We start from the raw sequence: 25,233 nt of genomic DNA on the forward strand, positions 1-25,233 counted from the left end.
GGAAATAAAGGACCGCTCATTTCCTCGCAGCTCCTAAAAGGGAGGAATTTGGAGTTATGAAGGGTGTTTACCAGGCAGGGCTGGCACTGCGGCATATTAGCCTGCTGGCTATTGCGCTCGCGATGGCATTTCCATTCTATTGGATGATGACGAGCGCGCTGAAAACAAACGATGAGATTTGGCAGTTTCCACCGACATTATGGCCGGAGCTGCCGCTATGGAGCAATTATGTGGAGGCGTGGCTGGCGGCGCCGTTCGGTCAATATATAGCCAACAGTGTTATCGTTGCGGGCGCCATCGTTCTTTTGCAAATTATAAATTCAGCTATGATGGCTTACGCCTTGACCCATATGAAATTTCGGTTGAAAGGGTTCTTGACCGGCATCATTATGCTCGGTTACATGATTCCAAGCACAGCGGTGTATTTGCCCAGCTATATGATTTTGTCCAAGCTTTATTTGCTGGATTCGTATGCGGGCCTGATTCTATCAAACGCGGTCAGCGTCTTCTCGATTTTTCTAATCAGGCAGGCGTTTCTGCAAGTGTCGCATGAGATGGTGGAGGCTGGACAAATCGATGGCGCATCGCACAGCCGGATTTTATGGACGATTATGATGCCGCTGACCCGCGCCTCGTTCGTAGTACTGGCACTTATCACGTTTATCTCGCAGTACAACAACTATTTTTGGCCGATGCTCATTACGAAAAATCCCGATCTCCAGCTCGTATCGGCGGGACTGCGCAGCTTCTTCGTGGAAGGGGGTGCTTACGGGCTGAAATGGCCGCTCATTATGGCGGCAAGCTCCTTCACGATTATTCCGCTCTTGCTGCTGTTTCTGTTCGCCCAGCGGACGATTATGCAGAGTGTTAACTTATCTTCAGGCATTAAGGGGTAGCTTTACGAAATCGACAATATAAATAGTGGAGGAATGGACGATGTTGAGAACAATGAAATGGGCGGGCACGATGTCGCTCACGCTTGCAATGGTGACGCTTAGCGCATGTGGACAGACGGCAGGCACGCAGACGGGTGGAGCGAGCAGCAGCAGTGCGCCTCAGCAATCGGCAGCAGCTTCGGAGGCGCCGAAAGCGCCGGTGCAGATCGAGTTTTGGTATGGCCTTGGCGGCAAGCTGGGCGAAAATGTGGAAGCACTCATTAAGAAATTCAATGAATCGCAAAGCGAAGTTATCGTTAAAGGCGTTGTCCAGGGGGATTACAGCGAAACGGAGCAAAAGCTTCAGGCCGCTATTGCCGCCAATCAGCCGCCAGCTGCGGTGCTGGCCTCCAATGTGGACTGGGCAGCTAAAGGGTATTTTGAACCGCTAGATGACTATATCGCGGCTGCTCCGGATTTTAAGAAAGAAGATTTTATTCAAACCTTTCTGGAGCAAGGGCAAGTAGCGGGCAAGCAGTATTTTATGCCGATGTATGGGACGACTCAAGTGATGTATTACCGTCTGGACACGTTCGAGAAAGCGGGAATTAAGGCAGAGGACATTAAGACTTGGGAAGACCTGGATAAAGCGGCGGAGACGATGGCTGTGAAGGATGGCGGCAAAACGACCTTTTATGGCTGGGAGCCGATGTGGGGCTCGGGCAATATGATTGATGCGGCACTTAGCAAAGGCGGTAAAATTTTAAGCGATGACGGCAAAACAGTCGTGTTTGATTCACCGGAATGGATAGAGACATGGGATTTATTCCGCAAATGGCTGCATGAAGATAAAACGATGGCGATTCACTCCGGTGGACAAGGCTGGGAATACTGGTACAAAACGATAGACGACGTCATGAAGGGCCAAGCAGCAGGCTACACGGGCTCCAGCGGCGACCAAGGCGATCTGGATTTCAGCATCGTTGGCGCAATGCAGCAGCCCGGCTGGGAAGGGGTAGGAGAAGGCAAGCCAGTCGCACAGGCCATTATGGCGGGCGTACCTGCCGAAGCGAAGGATGAGCAGAAGGAAGCGGCCTTTAAATGGTTGTCGTTCTTTACGAAAAGCGAGAATACAGCTGCCTGGTCGATGAATACAGGCTACATTGCCGTACGTTTGTCCGCGCAGGATGATCCGGCTTTCAAGGCCTTCAGCGAAACAAATCCGCAAATCAAAATTCCTTTGCAGCAAGCTTCGCACGGCTCGAAGCCATTCCTTGATCCGACGGGCGGCAAAATCAACGATGCGCTGACCGTAGCGGCTGATCAGGTGCAAATCGAGAACATTTCGGCAGAGAAGGCGCTGAAGCAGGCGAAGGAAACCGCACAGCGTGAGCTGGATAAAGCGTTGAAGGGCAAATAAGGGATGGCAGAACATTCAGCTCGTTCAGAAGCCCTACAAGCCCTACAAGATGGATTGGAGCAAGAGCAGTGGCGAAGCCAGAAGCAAGCTCAAGGGAAGCAGACTACCATTGCTGGCCTTAAGGTTGACGGCGGCAAGCCGTGCGGCGTTGAAGCCATTCTTTTTGATAAAGATGGAACGATTATTGATTTTGTCTCGATGTGGGGGAATTGGAGCGAGCTGTTGGCGAGCCGTTATACAGCGCGACTCGCGGCTAAGGGCTTGCTGCTGCCGAAAGGGATATTCCCCTCCCTCTGGGGAACCAGCCTGGATGCGGCGGGAAATGTATGCGCGTATGACCGCAACGGGCCGCTCGCGATGGGGACGATGAATGACTTGTATGCCATTGCAGCCTTGCAAGGCTATAAGCTTGGCTTATCCTGGGGCGAGTCGATGCAGCTAGTCAGGGAAAGCAAGGAAGAGGCTGATAAGGAGCTGAAAAAGCGTAAATCAGCCATCCCGCTTGTGGGCGTTGTCCCTTTTATTGAGCAGTGCAAGAAAGCGGGGCTGAAACTCGGCATCGTCACGGCAGATGATACCGAAGCGGCGCGCGAGCATTTGGAGTGGATGGGGCTGCTGCCCCATTTCTCCGTCATCGTAGGAGCGGACCTCGTACCGCGCAGCAAGCCGTATCCCGATATGCTGGAGCTGGCTTGCCAGAAGCTTGGCGTTGCCCCGTCGTCGATTGCAATTATTGGCGATACCGATGGCGATATGCGAATGGGGCAGGCGGCAGGAGCGGCACTTTGTATTGGCATAGCGAATCAGGCCGCGAGCGTGCTTCCCTCGGCGGATGTCATCATTGCTTCCTATTCGCAGCTTGCTGTGGAGGAAGCTCATACTGAAGGGTGAGTAAACATTGGGTTATCTATGGCTGGCACTGGCGATTGTGCTGGAATTGTCAGGAACAATATCTATGAAACTTTCGGCGAGCTTTACGCGTGTGGTTCCGTCGATTGCTATGTTTATTTTTTATGGAAGCAGCTTTACGTGCCTGAACTTCGCCCTGCGTTATATGCATGTAAGCGTTGCGTATGCGGTATGGTCAGGCATAGGCATTACGCTCATTACAGGAGCGGGATATATCTGGTTCGGCGAGCGAATCCCGCTTTCAGCTCTGCTATGGGTCGGAGTCATCGTTATCGGGGTAGTTGGGCTGAACATGAGCATTAGCGCGCATGGCGCAGCCGTTAGAGGGAATTAACGGAGTTAGAGCAGCGAAGCGGCTAAGGGAGTAAGGCAGTAAAAGCAACAAAAGCAGCAAAAACAGCAAAAACAGCAAAAACAGCAAAAACAGCAAAAACAGCAAAAACAGCAAAAACAGCATAGGCGGCAACATCAGCAAAAGGAGTTTTGACCATGAAGAAGGTTAGTTTGTGGTGTGAGAAAGAGACGGCGCCCAGCTTCGGTGAACCGCTGATGTTTTTTCAAGTCATTACGGATACGCATGTTACGGTTGACCCGAGCCATGTGCATAATCAGCATTTTGAGCGGGCGCTGCTGGATATTCAACAACTGGCGGCTGCTTCGGGCAGCGCTGGCATTATGCATGCCGGAGATATTACGGATCATGGAGATGAAGCGGAATATGCGCAGTTTTCAGCGATTGTCGAGCGTGTTAAGCAGCAGGGCGAGCTTCCACCTATGCTGTATACAATCGGCAACCATGACACTTGGAAGGATTGGGAGCAAGGGCAGGAGCTCGGCAGCTTCAAGCATTTTACAGGGATGACTGCTGTTTATTATGACCGCTGGATAGGCGGCAGCCATTTTATTTTTCTAGGTTCTGAGCTTCAGACGGCTAAAAATGCGGAGCTGTCCAGCACGCAGCTGGCGTGGCTTGCAGAGAAGCTGGAGGAGCACCGCGGGGATTCGCGTCCCGTGTTCCTATTTCTTCATCAGCCGCTGAAAAATACAGTTGCCGGCTCGCTGGAGGAGCAGGAGTGGTACGGCGTGAATCAGGACGAAGAGCTGCGCGCGGTGCTGGCCAGCTGGCCGCAGGTGATATTATTCACCGGGCACACCCACTGGGAACTGGGTGCGCCGCATACGGTGTTTGATGGGCAAGGCGAGATCGCGACCATGTTCAACGCAGCGTCCGTCGCCTATTTGTGGATGGATGAGGATGCGCATAAGGCCGGCAGCCAAGGCTATTATATAGAAGTATACGAGCAGGGCGTACGTGTCCGGGGCCGTGATTTTGTGGCGCGCCAGTGGATGGAAGCCCAGGACTATTTTGTGCATAACGGTCATGCGGGTGAAAAAGGAAGCTAGCTCTGCCATTTTTCGTCTTCAATATTGTTCCAAACGATTGCGCCTGTTTTATTGATGTAGGCTTTCATAGCGGGCGTCTTCGTTTTAGCATTTTCGCGGAGCTCGACGACAGCCAGCTCTCCCCGAAACGGCTCGGCATAGCTATATGCAGCCGTAGGTTTGATCGCATAAGCACCTTGTGGATTGATATAGCCAAAGGATGAGCCTGCTTGAACAGGGGCTAGTCCGTTTGAGAAAGGGCCGCTAGAACTCACGTTCATGGTTGCTCTTTTTCCTTGTTTATCGACGAAAAAGGATTTGCCATTGCGTTCCACGTAGGCAAGGCCCTCTGAGAAAGGCTGAACAGCGGTGTAATTGGGCTCAAACAGAAACTCGCCGCTCTTGTTAATAAAACCGTAGGTGTCTCCAGAAGACACGCGTGCAGCGCCGTCTGTAAACGAATCGGCATAGTAGAAGCGCGCAGGAATAACGACCTTTCCGGTTTTATCAATAAATCCGTATTTGATGGTCACGCCATCCTTGCTTTTTTTCAAATATCCGACTACGGCCATGCCATCTGAAAAGTTAGTCGCACTACTGAACTGATAAGGGATGACGAGCTTGCCCTCTGTATTAATGTAGCCGCTGCCTTTGCCCATCGTCACGATGGCGAGCCCTTCGGAAAATTCACGGGCTTTATGAAAAATAGGCTCGGTCACCTTTTCCCCCTGGGCATTCAAATAACCATACCTCTTCTGCAGCTTTCCATCTGCTCCCTCAACTTTCTCTGTGTAGATGACCCGCTCGTTCTGCATAATGCCAACGCAGCGCGTCTGAGGGCATTCAAACAGCTTCGTTCCTTCAGCCGAAAAATAGATGATCGTCTTCTGTTTATTGTCAGTAACTTGGACTGGTTCATTCGGCTTTAAGGAGAAGGAGCGTGAACCGCCGTCGTATACGGGCTTAATGACGATTTTCCCGCTTTGATTAATGTAGCCGTATTTGCCATCCTTCTTGATCAAATACAAATAATTGCGGGCTTCAGCCGCTGGTTTCGTCTCCTTTTGCGAGACTGTGTCATCCGCACTGCTGGCAGAAACCGTGCCTGTAATCAGGCTGGTGATGATGGCAAACATCCATAATGCACGAAATAATCGCATAGGCCTATTTCCTCTCTTATAGCTAGTATGGTTGAATATGGAATGATTATTTTCCATGTTTTATGGACGTTGTTGGGAAGGATTAGGTTGCAGTAGTAGCGTGATATGATCTAGTTTATGAAAGGTTTGTTCATCGAAATGGAATTAAATAGGCTTAAGCAATCAACCTTTGAAACGCCTGATGGCCCGCTGGGATGATCCCGCTGGCGGTCAGGCTTTTTTCACGTGGAACATTTTTCGTAAAAGAGGGGCGCAGCATTATCGATAATTTCGGTCATCTGCTGCAATATATTGCCCGCAATGAAGGAAAATAAGGTAAAATGGAGAACATAACAATCGATAAGGATCGAGACAGCAAGGAGTGAAAGACCGCTATGAAATGGATTGTGGGACTCGGCAACCCTGGATCGCAATATCAGGGTACGAGGCACAACGTTGGATTTATGGTTATTGATGAGCTTGCACGGCGTTGGGGCATCCAAGTGACGCAAAGCAAATGCAAGGCGCTGATTGGCGAGGGCAATGTGAATGGAACGAAGATTGTGCTGATCAAGCCGATGACGTATATGAATTTATCAGGAGAATCGGTGCGTTCGTTCATCGATTATTTTAAGTCCGATGTGACCGAAGGGCTCGTCGTTTACGATGATCTCGATACGGAGGTTGGGCGTATCCGTCTTCGATTCCAAGGCGGGCCAGGCGGGCATAACGGTATTAAATCGCTGATTGCGCATTTGGGCACACAGACATTTGACCGGATTCGCATGGGGATTACACGTCCGCAGCCCGGCGGCAACATTGCCGACTATGTGCTGTCCAATTTTCCAAAAAGCGAGCAGGAGCAGTTGAAAACGATGATTGATCAAGCATGCGATGCGGCGGAGTTCTCGCTGAAAGCGTCGTTCGAGGAAACGATGGCGAAGTTTAATCGCTAGCTTGGGGAAAAATGCGTAAAATAGGGTAAAGCCGGGCATACTGAAGGGTATAACGATTCTTCAGGAGGCATACATATGGCTGTAAACTATATTTGCAAACACTGCCGTACGCCTATAGGGACGATTGCAGGCGGGGACGGAATTACCGAGCAGCAGCTGGGGTTCGATTTCTTGACCCTTGAAGAGCGCAGCGATATAATTACGTATGACCAGCACGGAGACGTGACGGTTAAGGTAATTTGCGATTATTGCCGGGAAGCGCTGGAGGCGAATCCTGAGCTGAACTTGATCGCGAGCCCGTTGCAGTAGCTTGAAGGTGGCTTGGAAGTGGTTGGAACAGGTTTAGCTCACAAGTATAGTAAGGCCTTGGCGGCTGGCTGAGGCTTCTTTTCGATGATAGCGATTCATACATGCAAAGCGCTGAGCTCACCTTTTTAGGTGGGCGGTTTTGCTTGAAATTAATTTAAGAGTTTATAAGTGGTCTGTTTATAGAAATGGGGTGCCGAGACGATTGAAAGCGTTAATACAGGCTTTTGCGGCTGATCCGGATGTGCAGTCCATAATAGCCGGAATCCGTTCAGGAATGCGCGAGCAGATGGTATCAGGGCTTGCTGGCTCATCCAGACAAGTGCTGATGGCCGCAGTGAAAGAAGAGATTGACCGTCCGATGCTAGTCGTGACACATAATATGTTTTCAGCGCAGAAAATCGCAGAGGATCTTCAGGAATGCTTCTCTTCGGATACTGTGCTGCTCTATCCCGCCAATGAGCTTGTAGCTGCCGAATCGGCGATCTCGAGTCCTGAGACGCTGGCACAGCGAATGGACGTGCTGATCAAGCTGTCCGAAGGCTTCCGCGGGATTGTTGTCGTCCCCTTTTCCGGTGTGCGGCGCTATTTGCCTGTACGCGGCGTTATGGCAGAAGCGAAAATTACGATTAGTGTAGGCGATGTTCTGCCGATAGACAGCTTCCTAAGAAAAATGACGGGACTTGGCTATGTTCGCGTAGATCGCGTTGAATCCCGTGGTGAAATGAGCGTTCGCGGGGGAATCGTCGATTTTTACCCGTTGACCGAAGCTTCCGCTTTCCGGATTGAATGGTTTGGCGATGATGTCGATTCCATTCGGACGTTTGACGCGGCTGACCAGCGGTCGCAGGATAACATCCAGACGTATACGGTTCCGCCTTGCCAGGAAATTGTCGCGAGCGCAGAGCGCTTTGCATCAGCAGCCAGCCATGCGGCAGCCTTGCTGGAGCAGCAGCTTGGCAAAATGTCCGACCGTACGGCGAAGGAGCGCCTTCGTTCGGAAATCGGCAGCGAGCTGGAGAAGCTGCGCGAGCATATGTATTTCACCGATATTTATAAATATATTTCCTTGCTGTATCCGGAGCGCCAGACCATTATGGACTATATGCCGGAAGATACGCTGCTCATTATGGATGAGCCTACCCGCTTGATCGAAACGGCGAAGCAGCTGGAGCGCGATGAGGCAGAATGGGCAACCCATTTGCTGCAAAACGGCAAGTCGCTGCCAGGTTTTGAGCTTGCATGCAAGTCGGAGGAAGTTTTGTATGGTAAGCGGTTTCCTACGTTGTTCTTATCGCTGTTTTTAAGGCAAATTCCGCATTCGCAGCCGCAAAATATTCTCAATATGACGAGCCGGGCGATGCAAAATTTCCACGGACAAATGAATGTGCTCAAGGCGGAGATGGACCGATGGCGCAAAATTGGGGCCAACGTGCTCATGCTGGCCGGCAATGCAGAGCGCATGGAGCGCATGCGCCGCGTGCTGTTCGATTATAATATTGAGCCGCCTACGCTGCTGGAAGGCAACCTGCAGTCTGGCTTTGAGCTGCCCTCTTCGCATCTGGTCGTCATCACAGAAGGAGAAATGTTCTCCCAGAAGCAGCGCAAGGCGCGCCGTATCGACAAGAAGATTGACAATGCCGAGCGGATTAAGAGCTACACCGAGCTGAAGGTTGGCGACTATGTCGTGCATCAGAACCACGGCATCGGCAAATATGTCGGCATCGGAACGCTGGAAATCGCGGGCATTCATAAAGACTATTTGCACATCGTATATGCAGGCGGGGATAAGCTGTCTGTTCCGATTGAACAAGTCGATATGATCCAGAAATACGTCGGCAATGAGGAAAAAGAGCCGAAGATCAATAAGCTGGGCGGCAGCGAATGGACGCGGGCGAAAAGCAAGGTGCAGTCTTCGGTTAAGGATATTGCCGATGACTTGATCAAGCTGTATGCGCAGCGCCAATCGGCGCCGGGCTTTGCCTTTGGACAGGATACCGCTTACCAGAACGAGTTTGAGGAAATGTTCCCTTACGATGAGACGCGGGATCAGCTGCGGGCCATTGAGGAAATCAAGCGGGATATGGAGAAGCCGATGCCAATGGATCGTTTGCTTTGCGGCGATGTTGGCTATGGCAAGACGGAGGTTGCTGTACGGGCAGCGTTTAAGGCGGCAATTGAAGGCAAGCAGGTTGCCATTCTCGTGCCGACTACCATTCTTGCGCAGCAGCACTATGAGACGTTCCGCGAGCGCTTCTCCGGTTATCCATTCAATATTCAAGTGCTCAGCCGCTTCCGCTCGCGCAAGGAGCAAAATGATACGATGAAGGGCCTCAAAGCCGGAACGGTCGATGTCGTCATTGGCACGCACAGGCTGCTGTCGCAGGACATTGTGTTCAAGGATCTGGGTTTGCTGATTGTCGATGAAGAGCAGCGGTTCGGCGTATCGCACAAAGAGAAGCTCAAGAAGCTGAAAAATAACGTCGATGTGCTGACGCTGACGGCAACGCCGATTCCGCGCACGCTGCATATGTCGATGCTGGGCGTTCGCGATTTATCGGTTATCGAGACGCCGCCGGAAAACCGTTTCCCGGTTCAGACTTATGTGGTCGAATATAACACTGCTCTTGTGAGAGAGTCGATTGAGCGTGAATTGGCCCGTGGCGGCCAAGTCTACTACTTGTACAATCGCGTTCAGGGAATCTACCAGATGGCGGAGCTGATTTCGGAGCTCGTACCGGATGCGAAGGTAGCGGTCGGGCATGGGCAAATGTCAGAGCAGGAGCTGGAGAAGACGATACTCGACTTCCTCGACGGCGAATCCGATGTGCTGGTCAGCACAAGCATTATTGAGACGGGCGTTGATATTCCGAACGTCAATACGCTCATTGTCCATGATTCGGATAAAATGGGCCTGTCGCAGCTTTATCAGCTGCGGGGACGGGTTGGCCGCTCCAATCGGATCGCTTATGCCTATTTCACCTACCAGCGAGATAAAGTGCTGACGGAAGTGGCAGAGAAACGTCTGCAATCCATTAAAGAGTTTACGGAGCTAGGCTCCGGCTTCAAAATCGCGATGCGCGACCTTGCCATTCGCGGTGCCGGCAACCTGCTGGGTGCAGAGCAGCATGGCTTTATTGCGTCGGTCGGCTTTGACTTGTACTCGCAAATGCTTGCCGATGAGATTGGCAAGCGCAAGGCGGAGCTCGATGGCGCCCCTGTGCAGGAAAGCAGAGTCGTCAGCACGCTCATTGATGTCAGTGTAGATGCCTACCTGCCATCCGACTATATTTATGACAGCATTCAGAAGATTGAGATTTACAAGAAGGTGGCTTCGGTACGCTCCTTCGATGAGGCGGATGATCTGACCGAGGAAATCATCGACCGTTTCGGCAACCTGCCGCAGGCGGTAGATAATTTGATGACGGTGGCTAAATTGAAGGTTTATGGCGCGATGTATGGCATTGAGCAGATTAGTCAGCGCAACGATGAACTCGTCGTTCGATTTGCCTCCGCCGAGAAGAAGCGGATCGATAGAAAGCAGGTCGACAAGCTGTGCCTGCATTTTGAAAATCGGTTCCACCAAGGCAGCTCGCTGGAGGACAATCCGGTAGTTACCCTTCGAGGCAAGGGACTCGATATGGATCAGCGTCTGCTGCTGCTTGAGCAGTTTTTGAAGCGTTACGCGGATGCCCGCATTGTGAAGGAGGAGCTGCAGGACACAGCTCCTTGATTTACTGTAAATTCGCAATAGGGTCCACATATCTGTTACAATACAATCAACTTTATGATTTGAGAGGAGATTTCTTAATGTTGCACAACACACGCAAATCGGCATGGCGCAGATTGGCTCTGCTTGTAGTCGCGGCAGTGCTGGTCATGACGGTACTGGCGGCTTGCGGCTCGAAGAAAGAAGAAGGAAACGGTACCTCGTTCAGCGGTACAAGCGAAGGAGCGACTGTTGCTACTTATAAGGACAATGGCAAAGTAACAGAGGCTGAATTCAACAAGTATTTGGCGGTATTTAATTTCTTGCAGCCAGGGTATGAGTCCGTAACGGCTCTGCCGCAGTTCCAGGAGCAATTGCTGCAGCAGTACATTGCTTACAAAATCTTGGCGGCTCAAGCAAGCGAAGAAACCGTGAAACAGGCTACTACAGATACGGACAAGCAGTATGCGGATTTTGAAGCGGCACTGGAGCAGCAAGCCGAGTTGAAAACGCAGCTGGAAGCAAAAAAAATCACGAACAGCGATGTAAAAGCCTACATGAAGCTGATGCTGGTTGTCGTAGATCACATGAAATCCAAAGTGACCGACGAAGAGCTTAAGAAAGAGTTCGAAACGAATATTGCTAAATATTCGACTGTGACCCTTCGTCATATTTTAGTGGCTACAAGCGAAACGGATTCGGAAACACAAGAAACGAAGGAAATTCGCACGAAAGCAGAAGCACTGAAAATTGCCAAAGAAGTAAAAGCGAAGCTGGATGAGGGCGGCGACTGGGCGGCTCTTGCTAAGGTCTATTCAGACGACCCGGGCTCCAAAGAAGCTGGTGGTCAATATGCAAATGCGAAGCCAGGCGACTGGGTTGAAAACTTCAAGAATGCAGCTATGACGCAAAAAATCGGCGTAATTGGCGAGCCAGTGGAAACCGAATATGGCTATCATGTCATTTTGGTTGAGAAACGCGATGAGCTGACGTATGACAAGCTTGATGATACGACGAAAGAAGCAGTAGAGAGCGCTGTAGCTTACAGCCACATGAGCACTTTCATGAGCGAAGATATGAAAAATCAAGAAGTGAAAATTACACTGCCTGAGCAATCTCCTGCCTCAGGTGCAGAGCAATCCCCGGCAGCAAGCGATGATGCGAAAGCAACTGATGATGCTGCGGTATCGCAAGCGCCAGCTGCATCGGCTTCGCCTAGCGCGTCGGTAGAACCGTCCGCATCGCCTGCGGCGAAGTAATAAACGCCTATCGCGCATGCATGCGATAAGCTTATAGGATACGCAAAATCCCCATGTCCAGCTAACGAGCTGGCGGCATGGGGATTTTTGCTGTGCCTGCTTGGCGCACGCGTTTAGCCATGCGAGAAGCGCTGGCGGTATTGGCGCGGCGATAGCCCCTCATAACGCGAGAAGCAGGAGGTGAAATAGGCAGGCTGATTGAAGCCGACCTCCTCGGCAATGCGGGCGACTGCAAGGTCCGTTTGAAGCAGAAGCAGCTTGGCCTGCTCCAAGCGGAAGCGCATTAAATAATCGAAGGGCGCGCAGCCGAACTCTTTTTGCATGCATCTGGCAATGTAGACAGAATGAAAGTTAACGGCCTCGCTTAGCTCCTGTGCGGTTATGTTATCACGGTAGTGCTCACGCAAATACGAGGCGGCTTGCTCGGCGCAATACGCGGAGGGAGAAGGTCCAGTTACCTCCAAGGAGGCGGAAAGCTGCTCCATAATTTCCTGGAAAGCGAGCTGCTGCTTCCACTTGACGCCGGGAATATGATCATTCGTATTCAACTGCACAAGCTGCCGCAGCAGGCTGTCCATGCGGGATGGCTGGAGCAGTTTTGCAAATTGCGGGAGTTGTTTTGTAAAGGTTGGCATCGTGTAATAGTTATTGTTTTGTATACGCTCAAGGCTGCCGCCGCCAGCCTGCTGATCGGCGAGCCTTTCTGAAACGCTCCATGCTCCGGTCGTCTGGAAATGAATCCAGTAGTAAGCTGTAGTTTCTTGGCATGCCATTGTCGCATAATGGTAAGCATCGGGCCGCAAAATGAGCGCATGACCAGCATGCACCTCATATTCCCGCTCCTCTTCACCGATATAAAGGCAGCCTTTCGTCACGACGAGCAGGTCGAACACGCCAATATTTCTTCTGCTCGGGTGTCTGCGTCCTGCCGGGGCGATGGAGAGGCCGCCTATAATGTAATGGGGAAGCGGGGGAATCGTCAAATGAATCATCGTCATGTGGCCGTGCTTCCTCCTTGCTGTGAAGTTTGTATCTTAATAGTTTCGGTTTTGAAAATGATACATCATGCTCAGTATAGCATCTATAATTTGAGATGACGAATGATACAAGAGCAGCGGAAGAGCGAGCAAGGCTGGCTCCAGAGGGAGATAGGAAAATGGCAGTAACGAACAAAAAATTTTCGCTGTGGCTGCTGGCATGGCCGATTTTTATTGAATTATTTTTACAATTTTTGCTAGGTGCGGCAGATACGCTGATGGTAAGCCGGATTTCCGATCAGGCGGTTGCCGTTGTCGGCTTCTCCAATCAGCTGTTTCAGGCGCTCACGACGCTGTTTATTACAGTGGCGAGTGGAGCCGGCATTCTCATTGCCCAAAAGCTGGGCTCTCGCAAAAGCGAGGAAGCACGGACGATTGCGATAATGGCAGTCAGTGTGAGCGGCATAATTGGGATTGGGCTAAGCATCGTACTGTATACGATGCCGGGGCAAATTGCTTCGCTGCTCAAGCTGCCAGAGCATTTAATGCCGCTTGCTGAAACTTATATTTCCATCGTAGGCGGGGGCATGATGCTCATTTCCTTGATGGCGGCGCTTAGTACGGCGATTCGCAACACCGGCAATACAAAGGGACCGATGTATACAGCCATTGGCATGAACATTGTACATGTGGTTCTCAACTATGCGTTTATTTTTGGCGCCTTTGGCTTCCCGGAATGGGGGCTGAAAGGGGTAGCGATATCGACGGTCATCTGTCGTCTGCTCGCCGTCACGGTGCTGTTTGTTATGTTCATGCATGCCTTTGAACATACGATTCGGATTCGCGATCTTGCAAAATTCAGCCGCAAGCTGTTTGGCGATGTGCTGAGAATCGGTTGGCCGCTTGGCATCAATATGTCCTGCTGGGTGTTTACGCAGCTGCTTATTTATACTTTTTTGGCGATGCTCGGCACGAATGAGCTGGCAGCTCGAACGTATTTAAATACACTGGAATCGTTTTGCTTTATGCTGGGCTATTCCATTGCTTTGGCAGTGCAAATTCAAATTGCTCATTTGTATGGAGCGGGAAGAATTAAAGAAGCTTATGGCATAGCGTATCGCGCCATGTGGATCGGGCTTGCCATCGTTACGGTCAATGCCACGCTTATCTTCTTATTCGGCAAGCAGCTGCTCGGTTTATTTACGCAAAATCATGAAATAATAGCGCTCGGCGTCTCTCTGCTAGGACTTAACCTAATCTTGCAGCCAGGCAAAATGGTCAATATGGCGATGGGAAATGCGCTAAACGCAGTCGGTGACACAAGGTTTACGATGTGGAGCTCGCTAATCTCCATGTGGCTCATTGCAACGGGGCTGGCCTACTGGGTCGGCATCGAGATGGGCTGGGGTCTGCTCGGCATTTATGCCTGCATGATTTTGGATGAGTACATTCGGGGCACACTTGCTCTGCTGCGCTGGCGGGGTAGGAAATTTCTGCTCAAAGCTGAGCGGCAGCATGAACTGGAGCATAAGGCTGCACAAGGTTTAGCAGCGGGTTCGGGTGCACTTGCTAAGTCATGACGGGCTCAGAGCTTTGAAGTGCCGTTCAAGATTAAGCGATGATAAATACAGACGCAACAAAAGGAAATCGTAACAATAAACAATAGATAGAGCAGCTATGCGCTAAGCGTATAGCTGCTTTTTTGTGCTTGAGAACAAGAGCAGCGAATGATCAAGGGGCATAGCGCTACGCAAAAGCAAGTTGGAAGTCTAATTTCATGTTAGATAAAATAACTTTAATATAAAGGGGAGAGTGAGGCGATGCGCAAATGAGGCGCTGGAATCATCTTTAGACTGAATAATTATGTCATAAAAACAAGTTTTTTGTCGAATGAAATAGAATCAGAAAAAGTTGTGTTAGATATATTGACATTAGATAAATTGCCAATCTATAATGAACCTGCGAACGTTGCCTCTGAACGAACGATCCATACATAATTTCTCTTAACGTTCGGTTTTTAGATAGCTCTTATACAAATAATGCTTAACTTAGGGGAGTGGAGAAATGAAAAACAGAAATGTAATTCAAGCGGGAATGATCTTATTGCTTATTAGCCTTGTAGTGTCGGCATGCGGGGGGAATAAAGAGACAGCCTCAACCACACCTTCGGAAACCGCGGGGGGAAGTAGTGGAACTGCGGCGGCAGAAGGCATTAAAGTAGGGATTCTGCACTCGCTCAGCGGTACGATGGCGATTAGTGAAGTGTCCGTAAGAGATGCAGAGCTGATGGCCATTGAAGAAATTAATGCAGCAGGCGGCGTACTGGGCCAGCAAATTATTCCGGTCGTTGAAGATGGAGCATCGGATTGGCCGACCTTTGCCGAGAAAGCACGCAAGCTGATTTCCGAAGATAAGGTGGCGACGGTGTTCGGGGGTTGGACCTCCTCGAGCCGCAAGGCGATGAAGCCGGTATTTGAAGAATTGAATGGACTGCTCTGGTATCCGGTGCAATATGAGGGGCTGGAGGCATCGCCGAACATTTTCTACACGGGAGCGACGACGAACCAGCAGATTGTGCCAGCTGTTGACTGGCTCCTCGAAAATCGCGGCAAAAAAATGTATCTGCTCGGATCAGATTATGTATTTCCACGCACGGCTAATCTGATTATTAAAGAACAGCTCAAGGCTAAGGGCGGAGAACTGGTTGGTGAGGAATACACGCCGCTAGGACATACGGATTACAGCACCATTATTAGCAAAATCAAAGAAGCAAAGCCGGACATCGTATTTAACACGCTGAACGGCGATAGCAACGTCGCTTTCTTCAAGCAGCTGAAGGATGCAGGCATTTCCGCAAAGGATTTGACGACATTGTCGGTATCGGTAGCGGAGGAGGAAATCCGCGGCATCGGTGTTGATGTGCTGGAAGGGCATTTAGCGGCATGGAACTACTATCAGACGACGGATACCCCGGCCAATACGGCTTTTGTAGCGAATTATAAGAAGAAATTTGGCGAGGATCGAGTGACGGCTGACCCGATTGAAGCTGGATACACAGCAGTGTACTTATGGAAAGCAGCCGTAGAGAAGGCGGGTTCTACTGATGTTGCCAAAGTAAAGGAGGCTGCGAAGGAGCTGGAGTGGGATGCGCCAGAAGGCAAGGTGCGCATTGACGGCGAGACGCAGCATATTTACAAAACCGTAAGGATTGGCGAGGTTCAAGCAGACGGACAGTTTAAAGAGCTGTGGAATTCCGGTGAAGCCGTGAAGCCAGACCCCTATTTGAAAAGCTATGAATGGGCTGCAAGCATACAGCCATCTGAGTAGGAAGCTTAGGCTCGGCTCATGCTTTCGGAACGCCCCTTGGGCTTGAAATGCCTATAACAGCAGCGGGATAATGGCGATAGCGCAAGCCATCGCAGGAGGTGAAGAGCGGAATGGACGTATTTATTTTGCAGCTGTTCAATGGCATTAGTGTAAGCTCGATTTTGCTGCTGATCGCACTGGGGCTGGCCATTACGTTCGGCTTAATGAAGGTCATTAATATGGCCCACGGTGAGCTGATTATGATTGGCGCTTATTCCACCTATTTGACGCAAAATCTGTTTCACGCCTATATGCCGGGCTCCTGGTTCAACTGGTATTTTGTTTTATCAATTCCGGCGAGCTTCCTGATTGCATTCTTGTTTGGCCTTTTGCTGGAAGTCAGCCTGATTCGCCATCTGTATGGCAGGCCGCTTGACAGCTTGCTGGCAACCTGGGGCGTAGGCCTTGTACTTCAGCAGCTAGCACGGTCCATATTTGGCGCTCCCAATGTGGCGGTGACCAGCCCTTCATGGCTGAATGGCGGCATGCGCATATTGAACGATGTCGTGCTTCCTTACAAAAGGCTGTTCATTGTCGGCTTGGTCGCGGCCTGTCTGATCGCCATGTACTTCTATATTTACCGCAGCCTTGAAGGGCGACGCATGCGTGCCGTTATGCAAAATCGCGATATGGCGGCGTGCCTTGGCGTATCGACCCGCCGCGTAGATGCAATGACCTTCGCGATTGGCTCAGGTATCGCAGGAATTGCGGGCTGTGCCTTAACGCTGATGGGGCCAATCGGCCCTTCTCTGGGCACCTATTATATTGTTGATGCGTTCATGGTCGTCGTGCTTGGCGGTGTCGGCAAGCTGGTTGGTACGGTGCTTGGCGCACTCGGGATCGGCGTATTTAATACAATGTTTGAATATTGGACGAATGCATCGCTTGGCAAGGTGCTGGTGTTCCTATGCATAGTGGCGTTCCTGCAATGGCGTCCTTCCGGATTTGTGGCAATGCGTACACGCTCGCTTGATTAATAGGGAAAGGGGTGACGGGTGAAAATGGAACAGCGAAGGTTATCACCCCAGCGATTGTGGATTTTGGCAGGTTATGCGGCTGCGGCCGCGGCGTTGTTCTCGGCGCCGATGTTTTTAAGTGATTTCCGCCTCAATCTGCTCGCAAAATTTCTTGCTTTTGCTATTGTGGCGCTAGGACTGGACTTGATTTGGGGCTATACAGGCATTCTCAGCCTCGGCCATGGCATCTTTTTTGGAATTGGCGCGTATGCGATGGCGATGTACTTGAAGCTGGAGGCGAGCGGCGGTAAGCTGCCGGATTTCATGGGCTGGAGCGGGCTTAAGGAGCTGCCACTGTTCTGGCAGCCGTTCAGCAGCTTTGGCTTTGCGGTAGCGATGGGCATAATAATGCCCGCGCTCCTGGCGCTATTTCTCGGCTTTTTCACCTTCCGCAATCGAATTCGTGGCGTTTATTTCACGATTTTGACGCAGGCGTTGGTTATTATTACGACGACGCTGCTCGTCGGGCAGCAGGCTTTTACGGGCGGGACGAATGGCGTGACGGGGTTTGGAAAAATATTGGGCGCTTCGCTCGCCTCCCCTGATACGAAGCGGATTTTATATTTTGTTACGGTGCTGGTGCTGATTGCTGTTTTTGTAGCTTGCCGCTACGTTGTCGGCAGCCGCTTCGGCAAGGTGCTTCGCGCCATTCGCGACGGGGAAAACCGCGTGCGCTTCATCGGTTATAATCCCGCGATGTACCAAATGGCTATTTTCACTTTATCTGCCGCATTTGCGGGTATCGCGGGTATGCTGTTTGTGCTCCATGTTGGCATTATTTCGCCTTCCATGATGGGCATCGTGCCCTCCATTGAAATGGTGCTGTGGGTGGCCATTGGCGGGCGCGGCACTTTAATTGGGGCGGCGCTGGGCGCTGTATTGCTCAATTGGGCAAAAAGCGAATTCAGCACCTCTTACCCCGAAGGCTGGACTTATTTTCTCGGTGCGATGTTTGTCATCGTTGTTGTATTCCTGCCGAATGGCTTAACGGGACTGCTTGGCAAAATCAAGCTCGGCAAAAAGCGGAGGGTGACGAAAAATGAGCCAACCATTGAGTATCCTGCAGTGTAATGATGTGACGGTAGAGTTTGACGGTTTTAAAGCCATCCAGGGCATGAGTCTCACCTTGGCAAAAGGAGAGCTGCGCTTCCTAATCGGTCCGAACGGCGCGGGCAAAACGACGATGCTCGATGTGATCTGCGGCAAGGTGCGGCCATCAAAGGGGCAGGTCACATTCAATGGCGATATCGACATTACGCGAAAAAAAGAGCATCAAATTGCGGAGCTGGGCATCGGCCGCAAGTTTCAGGCCCCATCTATTTTCCCCTCCATGACGGTGCTGGAAAATTTGGAGATCGCGCTGCGCCAGCGGCGCGGGGTGTTCGCTACTCTGTTTGCAAGGCTTCAGGCTGGAGAACAGAAACGGATGAAGCGGCAGCTGGAGATGATCGGGCTGGCAGATCAAGAAGATAGCCGTGCTGGCGGGCTGTCGCATGGCGAGAAGCAGTGGCTGGAAATCGGCATGATGCTGCTGCAGGAGCCGGATATTTTGCTGCTCGACGAGCCGGTGGCCGGCATGACCGATAAGGAGACGGATAAGACGGGGGAGCTGCTTCAGGAAATTGCGCGTGAACGCTCCATCGTTGTCGTTGAGCATGATATGGAATTTGTGCGCAGCTTTGCAAGCAAGGTGACCGTTATGCACGAGGGCAAGCTGCTCAAGGAAGGCACGATGGAGGATGTGCAGCGGGATGACCGGGTAGCGGAGGTGTACTTGGGAAAAAGGCGGGATGCGGATGTTAGCCGTTCAACAGCTTGAAGCGGGTTATGGAGAAAGCATTATTTTGCGCGATGTATCGTTAAAGGTGGAGGCAGGCGAGGTTGTGTGCCTGCTCGGGCGTAACGGCGTCGGCAAAACGACGTTAATGAAAAGCATTATGGGGCTGCTGAAAGCACGCCATGGAACAGTAGCTTACAACGGCGTAGATCTGACGAAGCGCGCACCGGGCAGAAGGGCGAAGAGCGGCATGGGATATGTGCCGCAGGGCAGAGAGATTTTCGGACAGCTCACCGTATACGAAAATATTCTTATCGGCTTGGAGGCTGCGCCGCGGGAGAGGCGCGGGCGCGGGCAGGCGAATATGATCCCGCCTGATGCCATTGCGAAATTCCCGGTGCTGCCGGAAATGTATGCGCGGCGCGGCGGTGATCTCAGCGGCGGGCAGCAGCAGCAGCTCGCTTTCGCCAGAGCGCTCGCTTCGCAGCCTTCGCAGCTGCTGCTCGATGAGCCTTGCGAGGGGATTCAGCCCTCCATCGTGGATGATATCCGCGAGGTCATTCGTTCCATTAAGGCGGATGGCCAGACGGCGATTTTGCTCGTTGAACAAAGCCTCGACTTTGTAAAAAGCGTGGGCGATTATTTTTATATATTAGAAAAGGGCGCTATCGCATGGGAAGGAACACTCGCGCAGTTGAGCGACGACGTAATCAAAAAGTATTTGACGGTTTAATGCCCCGCTTCAAAGCAGATAACAAGAGAAAAATGAAAGTCTTACTCTAGGCAGGAGCCTTTAGAAGAGTAAGGCTTTCTTTTTGCGATAATAACTCCATAGCATAACAATAAATAAGGGAATGGCAAACACGTTGGTGAATTGGGCAAGCGGCATTTCGAAAATGGGGGAGAGAGATTTGCTGAATATATTTGCAAGTAATAAGATAATGGCTCCGATTATAGCTGAGCCTGGAATAATAATGCTGTAATTATTTCCACACCATTTACTTAGTAAGACTGATGATGCAAATCCTACACATGCTACGGGACCAACAAACCATACGGCAATGCCAGTCATAATGGTAATGATTACAGTGGACAGGATGTGAACAATAACTCCAGCGCTTCTCTCATTATTATAGTGTTTGGAAATAAGGCTGGACATCAAGGTGGCGGCAATTAGGGCAGCAATAATTACAAAAGCCAGAGTATATGACTCTCCTTTGAAAATGCCATGCCCCCGAATGGAAGAGATAGTGGCTTCCTCGCTAAATCGGTTAAGCATATAAAGCAGCGCCAAGATAAAGTGAGCGGCTGTTCCAATGAAGGCGCCAGCAAAAATAAGCTGGATGGAGGACGTAGAAATTTTTAGTAAACGAACAACGGCGTATAGAAGGATGTAGCCTAGTATACAACCTACCATAGTGGTTGCTACTGTAAGAGTAGAAACGCTAATTGAATTTTGCATACTAGTTATGCTAGACCAAGTAACGAGTAAGGAGAGGCTTGCCATTTCTGTCAGTCCAAAAGATGTGGGTGCAGCCAGACGATTGCGTGTCAGCCCTTGAAGCATAGCTGCGGAACAGGCCAGTGCTGCTCCTGCTAATGCAATGGCTATGGTATTAGGGAGCCGCAATGTCGTCAATACCACGTACGCATCGGCCTCCCAATATTTTACAAGAATAACTTGTTTAAAGTCATTAAGTGTAAACCCCATGGGCCCCGTAGACAAAGACCAAGCAAAACAAGCAATCACCAGAATAGGCCCTAAAATAAACAAGGCAGAGACAAACAGCGGGTTCACTTTCGTACGTGTTGTCATGAAGCAGTAGTCCTTCCTGAAAAAATCTATTTTCCTTTATATCGGAAATATAGCAGGGAAATTTTAACCGGACTGTTCATCACCTTAGTATGGCGACCGCTGGCAAATCTATTTTTCAATTAAGAAACGGCGATTGTGGCCTTTAAAAATGTTTCTATATTATCTATAGAATAATTCACATATTTATTATCCTGTGTGAGCCGGCTGACCATAATGCCTCCTTCAAGGGAGGAGAAGATAAAGGAGGCGGTTGATTCTAAATCGCAATCCGCCCGAAATTCGCCTCTGGCTATGCCTAGCTTCAAAATCTCCTGTAACATGGCAAGCGAGCCTTCAAAAGCGGCAATCGTATGTCCGCGAAGAGCAGGAAAAGCGTGATCGCTTTCGACTGCACTAATAATAAACGGGCAGCCGCCCTTTATTGGAGTATTGTTGACTGTATCACTGTAAATATGGCAAAGCGCCATGATTTTGCCGAGTGCTGTTTCTGCACTTCCCACGGCCTTCTCGAAATGCTCTTGCAGCACTTCTCCCGCATAGGCAAAAGCTTCAAGAGCAATTTCATCCTTGCTGCTAAAGCTCCGATAGATACCGCCTTTCGTTACGCCAGTTGCCTCAATAATATCCTGGATCGACGATCCCGTAATTCCCTTTTGATTAAAAAGCTCCGCCGATTTTATAATAATATGACGTCGTGTTTTTTCTCCTTTACGCATGGGCGGTCAATCTCCTCTCTATAGTTACAGCTCTCGTTTCATGGTTGTCTAAGTATTGTAACATTTTGCAGATGAAACAAAGAAGCGAATGAGCTACAATAAAAATACCGAACGGTTCGGTTTTTAAGAGGAGGAGAAATAGCTTATGAAGTCTCTATCAAGCAGGTCCTTATATTCCTTAATGGTTGCCGCAGCAGTGATTTACATCGGTTACGTCGTTTATCAAAATTTCTTCTATGACCCACAGGCGACCGCCTTCTTGGAGCATAAAACGAAACGCCCGACCAATGCGGCCGCCTGGCTGATTGTCATGTATGTGCATATTGTGTTCGCAAGCCTTGCGATGGTATCCGGGGCAGTCAATTTTTCAGGAAAAGTATTAGCCCGCTTTAGAAAGCTTCACCGTGTCAATGGCTATGTGTATTTGATTGCCGTTCTTGTTGTCGTCCTTAGCTCAGGCTATATGGCCCCTTATACGACAGGCGGGAAAATCAACAGCATTCCCTTCAATATAATCAATATGGCATGGACAGCGATGACAATTGCGGCAATTGTTCAAATTAGAAAGAAGCAGGTGGTCAAGCATCGCAAATGGATGGTAAGAAGCTATGTTTTTTGCTTTACAAACATGTTCATTCATAGCCTTACATTTGTATCGCAGCAAGGGTTTGGCTTGGATTACGTCACCAGCTATACGATCGGCGTCTATGGATCTATTGTCTTGAACCTTCTAATTGCAGAGTTGGTTATTCAATTTATTTATAGACGTAGGCCTGCCTAATGCAGGAGCTATTGCAACAGCAGCTGGGCAGTTTGCTCTGGATGAGAAATCGGAAAATGATGCCCATAAGGAAGGCTGCTCAGCTTCAAATGGCGGTAACGATCAGGCAGTTCATAATTCCGCTCCTTCTCTCCCCATAAAATATGCACCTTCTTCTCATCCCACTGCTCCGGCGATAGCTGAAAGCTTTGCGGGCGTGTCAGTTCGCGCAATAGCTCGGCAAGTGTTTTTCTTACCCGCGGTGAGCGCAGCTCCTCCTGCACATAACGGATATATTCAGCTGGAATTTGTGCCTCTGATTCGAAGCAGCTTTGCTTGATCAGCGACTTCACCAGCGCAGCCTCACTCATGCGTGAGAGCGCCATTTCTGTAAGCCAGCGCTGTTTATACATGGACGGTGCCGGATGAAAAACGGGCTGCAGCAGTCCGAGCACTTGAATTCGCTCCGGCAGGCGCTCCATGACTTTGGCAGCGAGGAGCGCTCCGTAAGAATGCCCGATTAAGGTAACGGGAGTATCCATTGCTTCGATGGATTCTATAAAACTCTCCACGTGGCCGTCAATTACATGGGAGTTGTGGTGATAAGGGCTTCTGCCCAACCCGGGGAGGTCAGGGAGCCATACGTTGGCATTCTGAAAATGATTAGCCAGAGGAATCAGGCAATCCGCTCCGCTAAAGGTGCCAGGTATGAAAATAATCGGATTTCCGCTGTTATTGTTATTGTGCAGTGCAGTCATATTGCCTAACTTGCTCTGCTTGTAGCCTTTATGTGCCGTCACTGAATGCGAGAGGCGAAAATCGAGGTCAGTGATCGTATGGCGCAGAGCGGACGGCGTTACCCTGTAGTCCAGCGCATATTTTTGTTGGATATGTCGGGCTGAATCGAGCGAATAAGAATCGTCTACGACAAAGCTCAGCGATTCTTGGGGAATGCCTAGCTTGCTGCCCAGCGGGCTTCCAAGCACCTTGGATAAGAAGCTAAGAGGCAGAGAACCAATGGGTTTTGCTACGCGAAGCTCCTCTGCCATCGTTGTAATAAGCTGCCTCATATTAGGGTTGTCTTCCTTTGCTTGCAGCAAATAATACGTTTGGCTGATGGGCTGCTCTTCTTGGGCAAGTGCGGCGATAAAGGCTGCGGCGTGATCGAGATGGAACAGGGGCAGCCAATATTTCTCGCCTCCCGGCACAAGCGCCATCAACTTTCGGCGTGCAGCATCAACTAACAGACCTAGACCGCCGAGCTGCTCCGTCTCTCCTGTTGCGGAATCGCCAATGACGACGCCGGGGTGAACGACGGACAGGGGATAGCCTTGCTTTGTACTTTGCTCCCGCATGTGCAGGTCTGCAAGGAACTTGGCTTGTTCGTAAGGCGGCTCATGGTTGAGAGACGCAATAGCCTGCTCTTTTTGCGATAGATCCTCATTGCGAAAGGGGCTTTTAAAGCCGACCAAATGGATAAAATGGCGCAGCGTCGTCTCCGCATGAATAAGTGAGGCTATATCAGCCATATGCTGCGAGGCTTGTAAAAACACTTGTTTTGCCTGCTCGTCGCTCAGTCTGATATCCATAGGGCCTCCCGCATGAATAATGACTTCTGCTGTTTTCACTCGTGCCAAATCCTCTTCATTCAAACCTAATAAAGGCTGCGTCAAATCACCGCATACCGGTTTGATGTACTCGTTATGCTGCTGAAGGTCCAGCTTGTCCAAAAGCTGCTCATATCTGCTTAAAGAACGAACGAGAACGGTTATGTGCTGCTTGGTTTGTGCAAGTGTCTGTATCAATCGTTGTCCAATAAATCCTGTACCGCCCGTAACAAATAAATGTGCCATGTGCTTGCTCCTTTTGTATCGATCATTTTATTAGTTAAGAGGTAATTATCTTCTCAAGAAATAGTACTATTTAGTACTAAAATGTTCAAAAAAATTACTTTAGCAAGGCTGCTAAAGCATGAAACGCATGTTGAACGGTATTTGGATTCTCGCTGGCATGCTGCAAAAATAAAGCTCCTTCAATCGTAGACAGCATGAGCGCGGCGGTTGGTTCGACTGGTAAGTCGGACTTGAGCTCCTTAAGCGCTATCCCCTCGTGCAGCAAATGCTCGATAAAGGAAAGCTGGCTTTGGAAAAAACGGCGGAACTGCTCGCGGAAAGGGCCATTCTCCAGCGGTGCCTGCGTATAGAGGGTTAGAAATGGGCAGCCGCCAAGGCAGCGTGCATCCTGCTCGGTCAATAGCTGGACTAGTTTATCCAGACGTACAAGTACAGGGACGTCAGTCTGCCTCCCAATGTGCTGGAATAAGCTTTCATATTGGCTGATCATCCGATCAATGATGGCGGACAGCAGCTCTTCTTTGCTTTTGAAATAATAATAGATATTCGTTTTGGACACTTTGCTGGCAGCAACGATGTCATCCATGCTCGTAACCAAATAACCTTTGCTCAAAAATAACTGTTGGGCCGTGTGCAAGGCAATCTCGCGGTTGGATTGTTTTGTTTTCATACTAGTACTGTATAGCACTAAAATTATTTTGTCAATGCTTGCACATGCGCAGACTGCTTCAATAGAACCTATCACATTATCATAAAATGAATGCCAGTTACCCTTATAAAATCTCTTGTTAAATATATACATATGAGATAATATAATACAATAATGACTGCATTGTTGTTAACTGGAGGGATTCGATATGATGCTATCTATTAGAAGGATGACTATTTTTTCGCTTTCTGCCATTATCGCACTCGTAACATTTATTTCTCCCGTAGGGGCCGCTGAGGCTGCTATCCAGGCAATTGCTTTCCCTGAGGTGCCTGCTTCCTTCCAGA

At 50.0% G+C, this 25,233-nt stretch carries 23 protein-coding genes; 16 read left to right on the forward strand and 7 right to left on the reverse strand.

The genetic code is table 11. The annotated features are described in order from the left end of the window. The first annotated feature begins 56 nt into the window (after positions 1 to 56). The 4 genes from AC6B99_RS32080 to AC6B99_RS32095 are packed head-to-tail and all read left to right on the forward strand — an operon-like array spanning position 57 to position 3,538. The gene (locus AC6B99_RS32080; protein WP_056034919.1) at positions 57 to 896 is read left to right on the forward strand and encodes a carbohydrate ABC transporter permease; all 840 of its coding nucleotides are present in this window, start codon (positions 57 to 59) and stop codon (positions 894 to 896) included. 40 nt (positions 897 to 936) lie between these two features. Continuing rightward, entirely contained in the window at positions 937 to 2,295 is a 1,359-nt protein-coding gene (locus AC6B99_RS32085; protein WP_496665066.1) for an ABC transporter substrate-binding protein, read from the forward strand. 3 nt (positions 2,296 to 2,298) lie between these two features. Continuing rightward, on the forward strand, positions 2,299 to 3,186 hold the full coding sequence (locus AC6B99_RS32090; protein ID WP_496665067.1) for an HAD family hydrolase: 888 nt from the start codon (positions 2,299 to 2,301) through the stop codon (positions 3,184 to 3,186). A gap of 7 nt (positions 3,187 to 3,193) precedes the next feature. Next, positions 3,194 to 3,538 (forward strand): DMT family transporter, encoded by a 345-nt coding sequence (locus AC6B99_RS32095; protein ID WP_046234480.1) that lies wholly within the window; start codon positions 3,194 to 3,196, stop codon positions 3,536 to 3,538. Between the two features lie 22 nt (positions 3,539 to 3,560). On the opposite strand, the gene AC6B99_RS32100 is transcribed toward AC6B99_RS32095, so the two are convergent. Next, complete coding sequence (locus tag AC6B99_RS32100; protein WP_496665068.1) at positions 3,561 to 3,695, reverse strand: hypothetical protein; 135 nt, start codon at positions 3,693 to 3,695, stop codon at positions 3,561 to 3,563. Here AC6B99_RS32100 and AC6B99_RS32105 point away from each other — a divergent pair. Further along, positions 3,694 to 4,608, forward strand: a complete 915-nt coding sequence (locus AC6B99_RS32105; protein WP_496665069.1) for a metallophosphoesterase family protein — start codon at positions 3,694 to 3,696, stop codon at positions 4,606 to 4,608. The two genes, AC6B99_RS32100 and AC6B99_RS32105, sit on opposite strands and share 2 nt — an antisense overlap. On the opposite strand, the gene AC6B99_RS32110 is transcribed toward AC6B99_RS32105, so the two are convergent. Then, the gene (locus tag AC6B99_RS32110) at positions 4,605 to 5,747 is read right to left on the reverse strand and encodes a WG repeat-containing protein (RefSeq protein WP_494882926.1); all 1,143 of its coding nucleotides are present in this window, start codon (positions 5,745 to 5,747) and stop codon (positions 4,605 to 4,607) included. The genes AC6B99_RS32105 and AC6B99_RS32110 overlap by 4 nt on opposite strands. 374 nt (positions 5,748 to 6,121) lie before the next feature. Between AC6B99_RS32110 and pth the strand changes: the two genes are divergently transcribed. The 4 genes from pth to AC6B99_RS32130 all read left to right on the forward strand — a co-directional run bounded on the left by pth (position 6,122) and on the right by AC6B99_RS32130 (position 11,956). Then, positions 6,122 to 6,682 (forward strand): aminoacyl-tRNA hydrolase, encoded by a 561-nt coding sequence (gene pth, locus AC6B99_RS32115; RefSeq protein WP_496665070.1) that lies wholly within the window; start codon positions 6,122 to 6,124, stop codon positions 6,680 to 6,682. A gap of 75 nt (positions 6,683 to 6,757) precedes the next feature. Beyond that, positions 6,758 to 6,991: an anti-sigma-F factor Fin gene (fin, locus tag AC6B99_RS32120; protein ID WP_056034901.1), complete on the forward strand. Its 234-nt coding sequence runs from the start codon at positions 6,758 to 6,760 to the stop codon at positions 6,989 to 6,991. Between the two features lie 202 nt (positions 6,992 to 7,193). Then, positions 7,194 to 10,721 carry a transcription-repair coupling factor gene (gene mfd, locus AC6B99_RS32125; RefSeq protein WP_494865474.1) on the forward strand — a complete coding sequence of 1,176 codons (3,528 nt, stop codon included), beginning with the start codon at positions 7,194 to 7,196 and terminating at the stop codon, positions 10,719 to 10,721. A gap of 77 nt (positions 10,722 to 10,798) precedes the next feature. After that, positions 10,799 to 11,956, forward strand: coding sequence for a peptidylprolyl isomerase (locus AC6B99_RS32130; RefSeq protein ID WP_496665071.1), 1,158 nt, complete (start codon positions 10,799 to 10,801; stop codon positions 11,954 to 11,956). 113 nt (positions 11,957 to 12,069) lie between these two features. Here the strand turns inward: AC6B99_RS32130 and AC6B99_RS32135 are convergent, their stop codons facing one another. Continuing rightward, on the reverse strand, positions 12,070 to 12,954 hold the full coding sequence (locus AC6B99_RS32135; protein ID WP_056034891.1) for an AraC family transcriptional regulator: 885 nt from the start codon (positions 12,952 to 12,954) through the stop codon (positions 12,070 to 12,072). A 158-nt stretch (positions 12,955 to 13,112) separates the two neighbouring features. Between AC6B99_RS32135 and AC6B99_RS32140 the strand changes: the two genes are divergently transcribed. The 6 genes from AC6B99_RS32140 (at position 13,113) to urtE (ending at position 19,825) form a co-directional block, all read left to right on the forward strand. Next, the gene (locus AC6B99_RS32140) at positions 13,113 to 14,513 is read left to right on the forward strand and encodes an MATE family efflux transporter (RefSeq protein WP_496665072.1); all 1,401 of its coding nucleotides are present in this window, start codon (positions 13,113 to 13,115) and stop codon (positions 14,511 to 14,513) included. 484 nt (positions 14,514 to 14,997) lie between these two features. After that, positions 14,998 to 16,260, forward strand: coding sequence for an urea ABC transporter substrate-binding protein (gene urtA, locus AC6B99_RS32145; protein ID WP_056034886.1), 1,263 nt, complete (start codon positions 14,998 to 15,000; stop codon positions 16,258 to 16,260). A gap of 110 nt (positions 16,261 to 16,370) precedes the next feature. Further along, entirely contained in the window at positions 16,371 to 17,276 is a 906-nt protein-coding gene (gene urtB / locus AC6B99_RS32150; RefSeq protein ID WP_056034884.1) for an urea ABC transporter permease subunit UrtB, read from the forward strand. Positions 17,277 to 17,300: 24 nt separating this feature from the next. Further along, positions 17,301 to 18,386, forward strand: coding sequence for an urea ABC transporter permease subunit UrtC (urtC, locus tag AC6B99_RS32155; protein WP_056034881.1), 1,086 nt, complete (start codon positions 17,301 to 17,303; stop codon positions 18,384 to 18,386). Continuing rightward, on the forward strand, positions 18,355 to 19,134 hold the full coding sequence (gene urtD, locus AC6B99_RS32160; protein WP_056034878.1) for an urea ABC transporter ATP-binding protein UrtD: 780 nt from the start codon (positions 18,355 to 18,357) through the stop codon (positions 19,132 to 19,134). Before urtC ends, urtD begins: the two co-directional genes overlap by 32 nt. Further along, positions 19,112 to 19,825 carry an urea ABC transporter ATP-binding subunit UrtE gene (gene urtE, locus AC6B99_RS32165; RefSeq protein WP_496665073.1) on the forward strand — a complete coding sequence of 238 codons (714 nt, stop codon included), beginning with the start codon at positions 19,112 to 19,114 and terminating at the stop codon, positions 19,823 to 19,825. The genes urtD and urtE overlap by 23 nt, the downstream gene beginning before the upstream one ends. Before the next feature lie 60 nt (positions 19,826 to 19,885). Here urtE and AC6B99_RS32170 read toward each other — a convergent pair whose 3' ends face one another. Both AC6B99_RS32170 and AC6B99_RS32175 read right to left on the reverse strand, forming a co-directional pair. Next, positions 19,886 to 20,908: an iron chelate uptake ABC transporter family permease subunit gene (locus tag AC6B99_RS32170; protein ID WP_496665074.1), complete on the reverse strand. Its 1,023-nt coding sequence runs from the start codon at positions 20,906 to 20,908 to the stop codon at positions 19,886 to 19,888. Positions 20,909 to 21,027: 119 nt separating this feature from the next. Further along, positions 21,028 to 21,624 carry a TetR/AcrR family transcriptional regulator gene (locus AC6B99_RS32175; protein WP_056034870.1) on the reverse strand — a complete coding sequence of 199 codons (597 nt, stop codon included), beginning with the start codon at positions 21,622 to 21,624 and terminating at the stop codon, positions 21,028 to 21,030. Between the two features lie 145 nt (positions 21,625 to 21,769). On the opposite strand from AC6B99_RS32175, the gene AC6B99_RS32180 reads away from it, so the two are divergent. Continuing rightward, positions 21,770 to 22,405 (forward strand): DUF2306 domain-containing protein, encoded by a 636-nt coding sequence (locus AC6B99_RS32180; protein WP_056034867.1) that lies wholly within the window; start codon positions 21,770 to 21,772, stop codon positions 22,403 to 22,405. Positions 22,406 to 22,413: 8 nt separating this feature from the next. On the opposite strand, the gene AC6B99_RS32185 is transcribed toward AC6B99_RS32180, so the two are convergent. Next, positions 22,414 to 24,237: an alpha/beta fold hydrolase gene (locus AC6B99_RS32185; protein WP_496665075.1), complete on the reverse strand. Its 1,824-nt coding sequence runs from the start codon at positions 24,235 to 24,237 to the stop codon at positions 22,414 to 22,416. Between the two features lie 94 nt (positions 24,238 to 24,331). Next, positions 24,332 to 24,907, reverse strand: a complete 576-nt coding sequence (locus AC6B99_RS32190) for a TetR/AcrR family transcriptional regulator (RefSeq protein WP_496665076.1) — start codon at positions 24,905 to 24,907, stop codon at positions 24,332 to 24,334. Between the last annotated feature and the right edge of the window lie 326 nt (positions 24,908 to 25,233).

The organism is Paenibacillus liaoningensis (assembly GCF_059609455.1).